Source organism: Streptomyces sp. NPDC031365 (assembly GCF_055569765.1).
This window is the reverse complement of the sequence record NZ_JBVIIM010000016.1, coordinates 45,220-59,083: the sequence shown is the minus strand read 5'-3', so window position 1 is coordinate 59,083 and position 13,864 is coordinate 45,220. Positions and strand designations below refer to the sequence as shown.

At 72.5% G+C, this 13,864-nt stretch carries 6 protein-coding genes; 3 read left to right on the top strand and 3 right to left on the bottom strand.

All coding sequences use genetic code 11. From position 1 onward, the window contains the following. Positions 1 to 7: 7 nt before the first annotated feature. The 3 genes from ACZ5C2_RS23050 to ACZ5C2_RS23040 form a co-directional block, all read right to left on the bottom strand. Positions 8 to 3,544 (bottom strand): UvrD-helicase domain-containing protein, encoded by a 3,537-nt coding sequence (locus ACZ5C2_RS23050; protein WP_468793993.1) that lies wholly within the window; start codon positions 3,542 to 3,544, stop codon positions 8 to 10. Between the two features lie 100 nt (positions 3,545 to 3,644). Continuing rightward, positions 3,645 to 6,965: an ATP-dependent helicase gene (locus ACZ5C2_RS23045; RefSeq protein WP_468793990.1), complete on the bottom strand. Its 3,321-nt coding sequence runs from the start codon at positions 6,963 to 6,965 to the stop codon at positions 3,645 to 3,647. Between the two features lie 254 nt (positions 6,966 to 7,219). Next, positions 7,220 to 7,606: an MGMT family protein gene (locus ACZ5C2_RS23040; protein ID WP_468793987.1), complete on the bottom strand. Its 387-nt coding sequence runs from the start codon at positions 7,604 to 7,606 to the stop codon at positions 7,220 to 7,222. A gap of 186 nt (positions 7,607 to 7,792) precedes the next feature. Here ACZ5C2_RS23040 and ACZ5C2_RS23035 point away from each other — a divergent pair, with 186 nt between their 5' ends. The 3 genes from ACZ5C2_RS23035 (at position 7,793) to ACZ5C2_RS23025 (ending at position 13,781) form a co-directional block, all read left to right on the top strand. Beyond that, a complete protein-coding gene (locus ACZ5C2_RS23035) occupies positions 7,793 to 10,492 on the top strand; it encodes a lysylphosphatidylglycerol synthase transmembrane domain-containing protein (protein ID WP_468794305.1) in 2,700 nt (899 codons plus the stop codon). Positions 10,493 to 10,578: 86 nt separating this feature from the next. After that, positions 10,579 to 12,126, top strand: coding sequence for an alpha/beta hydrolase (locus ACZ5C2_RS23030; protein WP_468793984.1), 1,548 nt, complete (start codon positions 10,579 to 10,581; stop codon positions 12,124 to 12,126). Between the two features lie 137 nt (positions 12,127 to 12,263). Beyond that, positions 12,264 to 13,781 (top strand): alpha/beta hydrolase, encoded by a 1,518-nt coding sequence (locus tag ACZ5C2_RS23025; RefSeq protein WP_468793981.1) that lies wholly within the window; start codon positions 12,264 to 12,266, stop codon positions 13,779 to 13,781. Positions 13,782 to 13,864: the final 83 nt, after the last annotated feature.

The following is a 13,864-nucleotide window of genomic DNA, read 5'->3' as shown; positions in this document are numbered from 1 at the left end:
CTCGAGCCTATCGGCCCGCAGGGGTGTCCTCGGAGTGCGGTATATCACCGGGCGGTTCCTCGAGCAGCAGTCGCTCCAGCTCCGCGCGGCCGGGCAGTACGCCGGGCCGGACGATCTCGCCGGTGCGTACGTAGAGGAACGCGGCTGTGACGTGTTCCACCTCGATGGCGTGCTGTTCGGCCCAGGCGAGCCGGTAGACGGCGAGCTGGAGCGGGTCGGCGGTGCGGCCCCGGCCGGTTTTCCAGTCGACGATCTCGTACGTCGTTCCGTCCTCGCCCTCTTCCTTGTAGACGGCGTCGATGCGGCCGCGGACGACGCGGCCGGCGATCGTCAGCTGGAAGGGCGCCTCCACGCGGTGGGGCGTCCGGTGGGCGTACTCGGTGCGTTCGAAGGCCTCCTTGAGGGCCTCCAGGTCGCGCTCGTCATCGATCTCGGCGTCGCTGCCGGGCAACTCCTCCGGGTCGAGCATGGGCAGCGTCAGTGCTTCGAAGCGTGCCTCGACCCAGGCGTGGAAGCGGGTGCCTCGGCGGGCGGCGGGCTGGGGCGGACGGGGCATGGGGCGGGCCAGCTCCTGGGCGAAGGCGTCCGGGTCCTCGGCGAGGCGGAGCAGTTGGGAGGCGGTCAGCGAGGCGGGCAGCGGGACTTCGGTCACGGCGGCGCGGGTGCGCAGCAGCTCTCCCGTGAGGGCGTCGAGGTCGCGGTCCCAGGAGGCGACGGCGCGGGCCTCCTCCGGGGTGAGCCGGGGTTCTCCCGGTGCGTGGGCGGGCCGACGCCGCTCCGCGCGGGGGCGTGGGGTGGCTTCAGGGGCTGTCGCCTGGTGCGGGACGGTGGGGCGGTCGGCGGTCCAGGAGTCCCAGTCGTCCGGGTCGGTCGCGGTGAAGGGCTCCCCCTCGGCGAAGGGCTCTCCGTCAGTGAAGGGCTCCCCCTCGGCGAAGGGCTCCCCCTCGGGGAAGGAGTCCTCCTCGTCCGGTGGCGGCGGCCAGTCCGGGTCGTCGTAGGTGCCGGGGTCGTGGACGGCCGTGGCGGGACCGTCCGGGTGGACGGCAAGGGCGTCCAGGTGGGCGAGGACGGTCTCGGCGGCCGCGCGGCGCCGGGCGAGGGCGTCGGCGTCCAGCGGCAGGGGCCACACCTGATCGCCGCCGGCCCGGTGCAGGGCGGGGTTCTCCTCGCCCTCGGCGGGCTCGTCCGCCCACGCCTCGATCTCGCCGTACCCGGCGGCGCAGTGCTCGTGGAGGGCGTACAGGAACGGGGAGGGGCCACGGGGCTTCTTCTGGCTGGGGCCCCACCAGTGACCGGAGCCGAGCAGCAGGGAGCGCGGGCGTGTGAAGGTGACGTAGCCGAGGCGGAGCTCCTCGGTGTGCTGGTGGTCCTTCATGGCCTCGTGGAAGGCCTTCAGACCGCGGGAGTCCCAGCTCAGCACGTCGGGCAGGGTGTCGGCGTCGCCGCGCAGTGCGTGCGGCAGCACCCTGCCCTGCGCGGTCCACTTCTCGCGGCCCTGACTGCTGGGAAAGGTGCCGGTGACCAGTCCGGGGACGGCCACGACGTCCCATTCGAGGCCCTTGGACTTGTGGGCGGTGAGCACCTTGACGGTGTTCTCGCCGCCGGGCAGCGCGTTGTCGAGGCCCTTCTCGTACTGGGCGGCGGTACGCAGAAAGCCGAGGAAGGCGAGCAGGGTGGCCTCACCGTCGCCGGCGGCGAAGGACGCGGCGATGTCGAGGAAGTTGGAGAGGGTTTCGCGTCGGCGGGCTGCCAGGGCGTGCGGGGACGCGGAGAGTTCGACCTCGAGGCCGGTGACAGCGAGGACGCGGTGCAGGACGTCCATGAGGGGGTCGGCGAGGGAGCGGCGCAGGTCGCGCAGTTCGGCGGCCAGGCGGGCGAAGCGTACGCGGGCGTCCGGTGAGAAGGGCAGGCCGTCGTCGTCCCCGCGGCCGTCCAGCGGTGTCTCCAGGAACGTGTCGAGGGCGTCGGCGAGGGAGATCACCTCGGCCGGGTCGACGCCTTCGACGGCTTCGGCGAGCCGCCGGTCGGGGTCGTCGTCACCGTCCACGCGCGCGTGGGAGACGAGCCGTCGTGCGCGCCGCCCCAGCAGGGCGAGGTCGCGGGGGCCGATGCGCCAGCGGGGGCCGGTCAGCAGCCGTACGAGGGAGGCGTTGGCGCCCGGGTCCTGGAGGACCTCGCAGACGGCGACCAGGTCGGCGATCTCGGGCAGGTGCAGCAGCCCGGAGAGGCCGACCACCTCGACGGGGAGGTCCCGGGCCACCAGGGCGCCCTGGATCTCGGCGAAGTCCGTCGCCGTGCGGCACAGTACGGCGATCTCGCCCGGTGCCTTCCCGGTGTTCACGAGGTGGGCGATGGAATCGGCGATCCAGCCGATCTCGTCGGCGTGGGTGGGCAGCAGGGCGCAGCGGACGGTGCCGTCGCGTTCGGCGCCCGGGGCCGGGCGAAGGGCCTCCACTCCCGCGTGCATGGCGCGCAGGGGGCCGGCGAGCCCGTTGGCGAGGTCCAGCAGTCGGCCTCCGCTGCGGCGGTTCTCGCTGAGCGACTGGCGGGTGGCGGGCCGGCCGCCGGCGTGGGCGAAGTGTTCGGGGAAGTCGTCGAGGTTGGCGACGGATGCGCCGCGCCAGCCGTAGATGGCCTGGCAGGGGTCGCCGACCGCGGTCACCGGGTGGCCGGTGCCGCCGCCGAACAGTCCGGCCAGCAGGACGCGCTGGGCGACCGAGGTGTCCTGGTACTCGTCGAGGAGGACCACGCGGAACTCGTCACGCAGGATGCGGCCCACCTCGGGGACGGCGGCGAGCCGCGCGGACAGGGCGATCTGGTCTCCGAAGTCGAGCAGATCACGTTCCCGCTTGGCGGCCCGGTAGCGCAGCACCAGCTCGGCCAGCTCGCGCCGCGCGGCAGCGGCCTCGGGGACCTTGCGCAGGTCGGCGTTGGTGAGTTCGGTGCTCTGCAGGGTGCTCAGCAGTTCGGCGTCGTGGGCGCGCAGGTCCTCGGGCCGTACGAGGTGCTCGGCGAGCTCCCCGTCGAGGGTGAGGAGGTCGCCGACCAGGTCGGGGAAGGAGCGGGTGAGCGCCGGGTAGGGACCGGGGGCCTCGCGCAGGACGCGCGCGGCGAGCTGGTAGCGGGTGGCGTCGGCGAGCAGCCGGGAGGTCGGTTCGAGACCGATGCGCAGTCCGTGGTCGGTCAGCAGACGGCCCGCGAAGGCGTGGTATGTGGAGATCACCGGCTCGCCCGGGGGGTTGTCCGGGTCGATGGCATCGGGGTCGGTGACGCCGGCCTTGATCAGCGCCTTGCGGACGCGTTCGGCGAGCTCACCGGCGGCCTTGTTGGTGAAGGTGAGGCCGAGCACCTCTTCGGGTGCGACCTGGCCGGTGCCGACCAGCCACACCACGCGGGCCGCCATCACCGTCGTCTTGCCCGATCCGGCTCCGGCCACGATCACCTGCGGGGCGGGCGGCGCGGTGATGCAGGCCGTCTGCTCCGGGGTGAAGGGGATACCGAGGAGCTCCTTGAGCTGATCGGGATCGGTGAGAGGGGCGGGCACACGGAGAATCTAGCGGCGGACACTGACACCGGAAGCCGACCGGGCCCTCCGGGAGCGCAGAATCGCAGGTCGGAGAGGGTGGTGCGATGCGTCACGCCGGTCAGTCGACGACGTGGCGCCCCTCGGGCCGGGCGCTGCACGAGGCACGGAACGCGCAGTGGGCGCAGTGCTGGCCCGCGGTCGGGGTGAACCGTTCGTCGAGGACCTTGCCGGCGGCCGTGGCCAGCAGATCGCCGACCCACTCCCCTTCCGGCGGCTCCTGGGCCTGCACCTTGGGCAGGGTCTCGCCCCCGTCCCGTTTGGCGGCTCCCTGGCGAAGCTGGACGAGCTCGGCACCACCCGGTTCGGGGCGCGTCCCGTCGAAGACCTCGTCGACGGCGCCCTCACCGACGGCGAGCTGGTAGACGGCGAGCTGGGGGTGGCGCTCCACCTCCTTGGTGCTGGGCGTCCGTTTTCCCGTCTTGAAGTCGACGACGTACGCGCGTCCCTCGCCGTCGGCTTCGACGCGGTCCATCTGGCCGCGGATGCGCACCTGGTAGTCGCCCGCTTCGAGGGTGACGTCGAAGTCGTGCTCGCTGGCCACCGGGGTGCGTCCGGTGCGGTCCATGACGTGCCACCTCAGGAAGCGTTCGAGCGCCACGCGCGCGTTCTCCTTCTCCTGCGCCGACTTCCACGGCGCGTCGAAGGCGAGCGCGTTCCACACGGAGTCGAGGCGCTCCATGAGGACGGCGAGATCGGCCGGGGTGTGCCCGGAGGCCACCTCGTCGGCCAGGACGTGGACCACATTGCCGAATCCCTGGGCGGCGGTCGCGGGTGCGTCGGCCTTCACCTCACGGCCCAGGAACCACTGCAGGGCGCAGGTGTTGGCCAGCTGGTCGAGGGCGCTGCCGGAAAGCACGACCGGCTGGTCGCGGCTCCGCAGCGGCACCTTGCTCTCGGTGGGTTCGAACATGCCCCACCAGCGGTACGGGTGCGCGGACGGCACCAGTGGGCGCCCTTCCTCGTCGGCGAGCGCGGCCAGCCGGGCCAGCCGTCCGGCGGCGGCCTGCCGGAGGGTGTCCGAGACCCGGGGGTCGACCGTCGTGGCGCGCAGTTCCGCGACGAGTGCGGCGACGGACAGAGGGCGGCGGGGTCGCCCGGTGACATCCCTGGGCTCGACGCCGAGCTCGGTCAGGAAGCGGGAGGGCTGGTCGCCGTCGTCGGCGGGGGCCTTCACGGCCGTCACGACGAGACGCTCGCGCGCGCGGGTGGCGGCAACGTAGAACAGACGGCGTTCCTCGGCGAGGAGCGCTCCGGGAGTGAGGGGTTCGGCGAGTCCGTCGCGGCCGATGCGGTCGGCCTCCAGGAGGGAGCCGCGGCGGCGCAGGTCCGGCCACAGGCCCTCCTGGACACCGGCGACGACGACGAGGCGCCACTCCAGGCCCTTGGAGCGGTGCGCGGTCATCAGACGTACGGCGTCGGGACGGACGGCACGCCGCGTGAGGGTGTCGGCGGCGATGTCCTCGGCCTCGATCCCCTCGAGGAAGTTCAGGGCGCCCCGGCCACCGGTGCGCTCCTCCGCGCGGGCGGCGGTCGCGAACAGGGCGCACACGGCGTCGAGGTCCCGGTCGGCGTTGCGGCCGGCCGCGCCGCCGCGCCGGGCGGAACGCTCCAGGCGCTGGGGCCACGGCGTGCCGTCCCACAGGGCCCACAGGGCCTCTTCGGCCGTACCGCCGGCCGCCAGCCCCTCACGGGCCCGGCGCAGCAGGGAGCCGAGCCGCTGGGCGCCCCGCGCACAGACGGGATCGTGCACGGCGAGCCGTTCCGGCTCGGCCAGCGCACGCGCGAGCAGCTCGTCCGAGGGTGGTGGCAGCGGATTGCCCGCGGCCCGCTCCTCTTCGCGCAGGGCCCGTCCGAGGCGGCGCAGATCGGCGGCGTCCATGCCGGCGAGGGGGGAGGTGAGGAGTGTGAGAGCGGTCTCGGTGTCGAGCCAGCACGCGTCGGCGTCGGCGTCGGCGTCGGAGTCGGTTCCGGCGTCTTCCCGCTCGCCCGCCTCGGCGGTCGCCACCGCGCGCAGGGCCGTCAGCAGCGGGGCCACGGCGGGTTCGTGGCGCAGGGGCAGGTCGTTGCCGTCGACGTCCACGGGGACGCCCGCCGACGTGAGCGCGCGGCGGACCATGGGCAGGGTGCGGGATCCGGCCCGCACCAGGACGGCCATGTCTCCCCAGGGGACCTGGTCCTCCAGGTGTGCCCTGCGCAGGATGTCCGCGATGTTGTCCAGCTCGGTGCCGGACGTCGGGTACGTGTAGACCTCGACCCGGCCGCCGTCCCGCGGCGGTACCAGCTCCCGGTGGGCGCGGACCTTGTCGGCGGGGAGCCGGGGCAGCGGCATGCGCCGGGTCACCAGCCGGGTGGCCTCCAACAGGGCGGCGCCGGAGCGCCGGGAGGTGCGCAGCACCTCGACCGGGGCCGGGCGGCCGTCCGCGCGGGGGAACGCGTGGGGGAACTCCAGGATGCCGCCCACGTCCGCGCCCCGGAAGGCGTAGATCGACTGGTCGGGGTCGCCGAAGGCGACGAGGGTGCGTCCGCCGGCCAGGGCGTGCAGCAGCCGCACCTGGGCGGGGTCGGTGTCCTGGTACTCGTCGACGTAGACGGCGTCGTACCGCGCGGCAAGCTGCCGGGCGGTCTCCGGACGGTGGGCGAGGAGCACCGCGCGGTGGACGAGTTCGGCGTAGTCGAGGACTCCTTGCAGGTCGAGGACGTCGAGGTACTCGGCGAGGAAGGCGGAGGCGGCGCGCCAGTCCGGGCGTCCGATGCGGCGGGCGAAGGCGTCCAGGGCGCCGGGGCCGAGGCCCAGTTCGCGGCTGCGGGCGAGGACCGCGCGGACCTCGTCGGCGAAACCGCGGGTGGTCAGGCAGGCGCGCAGTTCGTCCGGCCAGCGCACGTGTGCCAGCCCGAGCCGCTCCAGGTCCACCTGGCCGGCGAGCAGTTCACGGACGGTGACGTCCTGCTCGGGGCCCGACAGCAGCCGCAGCGGCTCCACGAAGAGGTCGCTGTCCTGGTGGGCGCGGACCAGGGCGTAGCAGAAGGAGTGGAAGGTGGTCGCCTGCGGCGCGTGGGCGGCCCCGATGCGCAGGGCCATGCGGTCGCGCAGTTCGACGGCCGCCTTGCGGCTGAACGTCAGCACCAGGATGCGCTCGGGGTCCTGGCCGCGGGCGATCCGCGTGGCCACGGACTCGACGAGCGTGGTGGTCTTCCCGGTACCCGGACCCGCGAGAACGAGCAGCGGACCGGTTCCGTGCTCAACCACGGAGCGCTGTGCGGCGTCCAGTCGAGGGGGATTCACGCGAGCCGGCGGGGTACGCACCAGTCGATAAGCACCACGGTTTCCCCGCCGCACCGGGGGGTGCGACAGGCCGCTGGTGGTGGAGGAGGAGCTCACGTGGTTCGCCGGTCCTGGTGGGTTTGCTGTGGGGCCGTTCGCCGCGCGTGCGGGGCGGTGGGCGGATGACGGGGACACGCGCTGCCGACGCTACGCCGGGGAGAACCGCGGAAGCCGACTGTCCGCTTCTTCCCTCCCGGCACTCACGGCGCACATGTCCCTCGCCTCACGAACGTACGTCATGCCACGGATATGCCCCGTCTGCCCCTGGCGGATCACGGGTCACACGGCGGCGGGCGCGATGGCGGAAGCTGTCAGGTGTGACCCTCGGGGTGCCCGCCGCCGTCCCATCGCGCGCGTCTCATGTCGAGCCGCGGCACATGGTCCTGAGCGGCCCGGCTCGCTTCCTTCAGGGGTGTGCCCTCCGCGCGGTAGTGGCCAAGGGCCCTCGGCTCGTGGCCCGGCAGCAGCACACCGTCCGCGCGGACGACGCGCCACCACGGCACCGCTCCCCCGTACAGGGCCATCACACGCCCCACCTGCCGGGGGCCGCCCTCCGCCAGCCACTCGGCCACATCCCCATACGTCATGACACGACCCGGAGGGATCAGTTCGGCCACCTCGAGGACCCGCTCGGCGTACTCGGGCAGGGCGTCCGGGTCCGCCGGGCCGCCGTCGGACGGAAGGCTCTCCTGACTCATCCCACCCATCCTGCCCCACCCCACCGACAACGCGACGCGCTCACGCGTGTGCGTACGACTCGCCCCGGAGCAGTGCTTCGGGCAGACTGTGCCGCCCCGCTTTCGGACCCTGATGCCCGCTTGTGCCGATACGGCATGCCACCATCGTGCGGGCGGTGACCGGTGATACGAGATCGAGAAGAGATGATGAAGCAGCAGGGTGCGCACCCCGAGGACACGGAGGGCACCCCTGACGCCTCGTCGCGCCCGGACACCGCGGGCCCCGGTCCCACCGACCCGGACACCACGCACATCGACGAGGTGGAGGGCGACGAACCGCTGCTCCCCGCCCGAGTGCACCGCCCGTCCGATCTCATGCGGCTCCTGGGCGGTGTCCTCGCCATCGTGGTGCTGCTGGCGATCGCCGCGTTCGCGCACGGCACCACCTCGGGGCTGGAACAGGACATCAACAAGGGCACCGGTCAGGCGCCCGACCTGCTCATCAAGATCGCGGGCCTGGCCTCGAGCATCGCGATCCTCCTGGTACCGGTCGCCTTCGCCATCGAACGGCTGATCAAACGGGACGGGTTGCGGATCGCCGACGGCGTGCTCGCCGCCGTCCTCGCACACGGTGTGACACTCGCCACCGACCTCTGGGTGGCCCGTGCCGCCCCGGGCTCGATCCAGGAGGCACTCACCCAGCCCTCCCCCGGTGACATCCACGCCCTCACCGACCCGGTGCACGGTTACCTCGCGCCGGTCATCGCCTACATGACGGCCGTCGGCATGTCCCGCCGACCCCGGTGGCGCGCGGTGCTGTGGGTCGTGCTGCTCCTCGACGCCTTCTCGATGCTCGTCACCGGGTACACGACCCCGTTCTCGATCATCCTCACGGTGCTGATCGGCTGGACCGTCGCCTACGGCACCCTCTACGCGGTGGGCTCGCCCAATGTGCGCCCCACCGGACGCACCCTGATGGCGGGCCTGCGCACCGTCGGCTTCCGTCCCGTGACCGCCTCGCGCGAAGAGGCACCGGACGCCTCCGAGGCGGGTGACCGCGGGCGCCGGTACTTCGTCACCCTGGAGGAGGGTCCGCCGCTGGACGTCACGGTGGTCGACCGTGAGCAGCAGGCGCAGGGCTTCTTCTACCGCGCGTGGCGCAATCTGGCCCTGCGCGGCTTCGCCACCCGCAGCAGCCTGCAGTCACTGCGCCAGGCGCTGGAGCAGGAGGCGCTGCTGGCGTACGCGGCCATCGCGGCCGGCGCCAACGCCCCCAAGCTGATCGCGATGTCCGAACTCGGTCCCGACGCGGTGATGCTCGTCTACGAGCACAGCGGTGGGCGCACCCTCGACTCGCTGCCGGACGAGGAGATCACCGACGATCTGCTGTACGACACCTGGCACCAGGTTCAGGCTCTGCAGTCCCGCCGTATCGCGCACCGCAGGCTGGTGGGCGACGCCATCCTGGTGGATCGTTCCGGCACGGTGATCCTCACCGATCTGCGCGGCGGCGAGATCGCGGCCGGCGATCTGCTGCTGCGCATGGACATCTCCCAGCTGCTGGTGACACTGGGTCTCAGGGTGGGCGCCGAACGCGCGGTGGCCTCCGCGCTGAGCGTCCTCGGCCCCGACACCGTGGCGGACTGTCTGCCGATGCTGCAGCCCATCGCGTTGAGCCGCTCCACGCGCGGGACCCTGCGGAAGCTGGCGCGGGAACGGGCCGAGCGAAACCGGGAGGCGGTGCTGGAGGCCTCCCGGCAGACCAGGCCGGCCCGCGCGGAGCACGGCGCCCACGACGCCGAACAGATCCTGCCCGACAGGCCCGGCAAGAAGGCCGTACGCGCGGAGCAGCGCGCCGAGAAGCGGGCCATCGACGAAGCGCTGGAGGAGGTACGCGAGGAGGATCTGCTCACCCAGATCCGGCACGAGGTGCTGCGGATCCGGCCACAGGCCCCGGTCGAGCCGGCCCGCCTGGAGCGGGTACGCCCGCGGACGCTGATCAGTCTCATCGCCGGCGCGATCGGCGCGTACTTCCTGCTCACGCAGCTCACCCACATCGAGTTCGGCCCGCTGATCGCCAACGCGGAGTGGGGCTGGGTGGCCGCGGCCGTGCTGTTCTCGGCGGCCAGCTATTTCGCGGCGGCCATGGCCCTGCTCGGGTTCGTGCCGGAGCGGGTGCCGTTCCTGCGGACGGTTGCGGCGCAGGTCGCCGGCTCGTTCGTGAAGATCGTCGCCCCGCCGGCGGTGGGCGGTGTCGCCCTGAACACGCGCTTCCTCCAGCGTGCCGGGGTACGGCCGGGGCTCGCGGTGGCGAGCGTCGGCGCGTCGCAGCTCTTCGGGCTCGGCTGCCACATCCTGATGCTGCTGGCCTTCGGCTATCTGACCGGTACCGAGAAGACCCCCTCCCTCTCGCCGTCCCGCACGGTGATCGGCGGCCTGCTCACGGTGGCGGTGCTGGTGCTGGTGGTGACGTCGGTGCCGTTCCTGCGGAAGTTCGTCGTCACGCGCGTGCGGTCGCTGTTCGCGGGTGTCGTTCCGCGCATGCTCGATGTGCTGCAGCGCCCGCAGAAACTGATCACCGGCATCGGCGGCATGCTGCTGCTGACGGCGTGCTTCGTGATGTGTCTGGACGCGTCCATCAGGGCATTCGGCGACGAGACGACCTCGGTCAGCCTCGCCGGCGTCGCCGTCGTCTTCCTCGCGGGCAATGCGCTGGGGTCGGCGGCTCCGACGCCCGGCGGTGTGGGCGCGGTGGAGGCGACCCTGACGGTCGGCCTGATCGCCGTCGGGCTCCCCAAGGAGGTCGCCGCACCGGCGGTGCTGCTCTTCCGGCTGCTGACGTTGTGGCTGCCCGTGCTGCCGGGCTGGCTCGCCTTCAACCACCTCACGCGCAAGGCGGCCCTGTAGACGGGCCTCCTCGTGAGGTGCGGGGCCCTTACCTCGTACGGCTCGTGTCCCGCGCGTCCCGTCCCCGGCGACCGCAGGATGGGAGCATGCCCCACCCCTACCGTCTGCGTGCCGCTGCCCTGACCGCCTGCGCCGTCCTGCTGCCCGCACTGCTGGCGGGCTGCGGCGAGGACGACAGGGACGAGGACCTGACACGGCAGGAGCTCGACTGGAAGGACTGCCCGGCCCCGTCCGAGGCGCAGGGCGGAGGCCCGCCCCCCTCCCCTCTGCCCGGTGCCCGGGGCGAGTGGAGCTGCACCACCATGAAGGCTCCGCTGGACTGGGGCGATCCCGAGGGCGACACCATCGGCCTCGCGCTGATCCGGGCCCGGTCGAGCGGCGCCGACAGCGAGCGCATCGGCTCCCTGATCTTCAACTTCGGTGGCCCGGGCGGTTCCGGCGTCACCACGCTGCCCGCCTTCGGCGAGGACTACGCGGCCCTGCGCGCCCGTTACGACCTGGTGAGCTTCGATCCCCGCGGGGTCGGCCGCAGCGCACCCGTGATCTGTCAGAACGACCAGCGGCTCGACACCCGCCTCCAGCAGGACGCCACCCCCGACGACGGCGCGGAGCGCAGGGAACTCCTGGACAGCACCAAGGAGTTCAACGCCGACTGCGAGGAGAACTCCGGGCGGATCGTGCCGCATGTGCGCACCACGGACGCGGCCCGTGACCTGAACTTGATGCGCCAGGTCCTGGGCGACGAGCGTCTGCACTACTTCGGCATCTCCTACGGCACCGAACTCGGCGGCGTCTACGCCCACCTGTTCCCCGGGAGGGTGGGCCGTGCGGTGTTCGACGCGGTCGTCGACCCCACCGAGACCGCGGAACAGGGCGCGCTCGGACAGGCCCGCGGTTTCCAGCTCGCGCTCGACAACTACGCCGAGGACTGTGTCTCCCAGGTCGAGGAATGCCCCGTCGGCGACAGCGCCCAAGACGTGAAGGACCGTGTCGCGGGGCTCCTGGAAGACCTCGACAGCACGCCCGTCCCGGGGATCTTCCCACGGGAACTGACCCAGACCATGGCGACCAACGGGATCGCGCAGGCGCTCTACTCGCAGGAGTTCTGGGAGTTCCTCACCGATGGTCTGGAGCAGGCCTACGACGGTGACGGCACGATTCTGATGCTGCTGTCCGACGCGATGAACGGGCGCAGTGAGAACGGCGAGTACAGCAACCTCGTCGCGGCCAACGTCGCCATCAACTGCGCCGACGACAGGCCCCGCTACGGCCCCGCGGACGTGGAGCGCAGCCTGCCCGGATTCCGGGCCGCGTCCGAGCTGTTCGGCGACTATCTGGCATGGAGCATGATCAGCTGCACGGACTGGGCGGTGCCGGGTGCCGCGGACCGTCCGGACGTGAGCGCTCCCGGTGCCGCACCGATCCTGGTGATCGGCAACACCGGCGATCCGGCCACCCCGTACGAGGGGGCACGCGCAATGGCGCGGGCTCTCGGCGAGGGTGTCGGTGTGGGGTTGACGTACGAGGGGCAGGGGCACGGCGCCTACAACAGCGAGAACCGGTGCGTGCAGGACGCGGTGCACGGCTATCTGCTGGACGGGAAGGTGCCGAAGGACGGAACCGTCTGTTCCTGACCGGAAGCAGGAATATCGCGTATCCGCTGGTCAGAGCGTTACCCACAGGCCGCCGCGGCGGGCGGCGAATGTGCCTACCATGGCACGACCGCCATCCGTGGCACGGTGCGGACGGCCTGCGAGGGGGGAATCGGCACATGACCCGTTTCACACGGTGGACGGCCCTGACGGTCGCCGCCGCGCTGCTGACGGCCGGCTGCAGCGGCGCCGGCTCGTCGGACGACGACTCGGGGGACGGCGGCAACGGCCGCGACGACGGCAAGAGCGGCGGGACGGCGCTCGACTGGGGGCGTTGCGAAGCCTCCGGGAACGCGCCGGCACCAGGCGGCGACTGGCAGTGCGCCACACTCCAGGTGCCGCTGGACTGGTCGGAGCCGGACGGCTCGACCATCCCACTGGCCCTCATCCGGGCCAGGGCCACGGGAGACGACCGCCTGGGCTCCCTGCTGTTCAACTTCGGCGGCCCCGGCGGCTCGGGCGTCTCCATGATGCCGTCCTACGCCCCCACGGTCGCCAAGCTGCACGAGCGGTACGACCTGGTCAGCTGGGATCCCCGCGGAGTGGCCGCCAGCGAGGGCGTCCGCTGCCGCAACGACAAGGGCATCCAGGCCGCCGAGTCGTCGGTGGACGGCACCCCGGACACCCCGGCCGAGGAGCGGACGTACCTCGAGGACGCCGCCGACTTCGGCAAGGGCTGCCAGGAGGCCGCCGGGAATCTGATGGCCCATGTGTCGACCACCGACACCGCTCGCGACATGGACCGTATCCGGCAGTCCCTCGGCGACGACAAGCTGAACTACTTCGGTATCTCCTACGGCACGGAACTCGGCGGCGTCTACGCCCACCTGTTCCCCAAGAAGGTGGGCCGGCTGACGCTCGACGCGGTGGTCGACCCGACCGCCGACACCGTCGGGCACGCCAAGAACCAGGCGCGTGGCTTCCAGACGGCTCTCAACAACTACCTGAAGTCCACCGGCCAGGACCCCGGGCAGGGGTCGCGGGAGATCGCGGAGCTGCTGGACCGGATCGACGCCGAGCCCTTGCCGACGTCCTCGTCCGGACGCGAGCTGACACAGTCGCTGGCGCTGACGGGCATCGTCCTGCCGCTGTACAGCAAGACCAGCTGGCCGGCGCTGACCAGCGCGCTGGAGGCGGCGGAAGAGGGGGACGGTTCCGAACTGCTGGCCCTGGCCGACGGCTACAACGAACGCGACGCCTCGGGGCGCTACGGAACCACGACCCACTCACAGCGGGTCATATCGTGCCTGGACGACAAGCAGCGGCCGGCCATGGAGGAGACGAAGAAGCTGCTGCCCGAGTTCGAGGAGATCTCACCCGTGTTCGGCGCCTTCCTCGGCTGGGACACGGCCGGCTGGTGCCACGACTGGCCGGTGCCCGGTCAGTTCGACACACCGGAGGTGAGCGCCCCCGGTGCGGCCCCGATCCTGGTCGTGGGCAACACCGGCGACCCGGCCACACCCTACGAGGGCGCCCAGAAGATGGCGGACGAGCTCGGCAAGGGCGTCGGCGTGATGCTCACCTGGAAGGGCGAGGGCCACGGGGCGTACGGCAGTGGCAGCGACTGCGTCGACTCCACGGTGAACGCGTACCTGCTGAACGGCACCGTGCCGAAGGACGGCAAGGTCTGCTCATGACGACGGCGGGGGGGGGGGGGGGGGGGGGGGGGGGGGGGGGGGGCAGGGGGGGGGGGGGGGGGGGTGGAGGGGAGGGGGGGGGG

Excerpts from the sequence above, each read along its gene's own strand:
- ACZ5C2_RS23025 (WP_468793981.1), top strand. The coding sequence starts at position 12,264 with ATGACCCGTTTCACACGGTGGACGGCCCTGACGGTCGCCGCCGCGCTG.
- ACZ5C2_RS23040 (WP_468793987.1), bottom strand. The coding sequence starts at position 7,606 with ATGAGTCAGGAGAGCCTTCCGTCCGACGGCGGCCCGGCGGACCCGGAC.
- ACZ5C2_RS23030 (WP_468793984.1), top strand. The coding sequence starts at position 10,579 with ATGCCCCACCCCTACCGTCTGCGTGCCGCTGCCCTGACCGCCTGCGCC.
- ACZ5C2_RS23035 (WP_468794305.1), top strand. The coding sequence starts at position 7,793 with ATGAAGCAGCAGGGTGCGCACCCCGAGGACACGGAGGGCACCCCTGAC.